The sequence below is a fragment of the Citrobacter sp. Cpo089 genome, assembly GCF_030332695.1.
Taxonomy (GTDB): Bacteria; Pseudomonadota; Gammaproteobacteria; order Enterobacterales; family Enterobacteriaceae; genus Citrobacter; species Citrobacter portucalensis.
In genome coordinates this window covers 1-281 of sequence record NZ_JAOWHJ010000007.1, presented here as the reverse complement: position 1 = coordinate 281, position 281 = coordinate 1, and the positions used below count along the sequence as shown (strand labels likewise).

The following is a 281-nucleotide window of genomic DNA, read 5'->3' as shown; positions in this document are numbered from 1 at the left end:
CTCAGAAGTGAAACGCCGTAGCGCCGATGGTAGTGTGGGGTCTCCCCATGCGAGAGTAGGGAACTGCCAGGCATCAAATTTAGTGTGCTGATATGGCTCAGTTGGTAGAGCGCACCCTTGGTAAGGGTGAGGTCCCCAGTTCGACTCTGGGTATCAGCACCAGTTTTTCGGTTAAAGTTCGGCACTTAGAAAAGAATTTGTCTGGCGGCTGTAGCGCGGTGGTCCCACCTGACCCCATGCCGAACTCAGAAGTGAAACGCCGTAGCGCCGATGGTAGTGTG

At 54.8% G+C, this 281-nt stretch carries 1 tRNA gene and 1 rRNA gene; both read left to right on the top strand.

The features are described 5' to 3' along the window. Positions 1–86: 86 nt before the first annotated feature. A tRNA-Thr gene (locus OGX92_RS01590) sits at positions 87–162 on the top strand. 38 nt (positions 163–200) lie between these two features. Beyond that, a 5S ribosomal RNA gene (gene rrf, locus OGX92_RS01585) occupies positions 201–281 on the top strand; the annotation flags it as partial.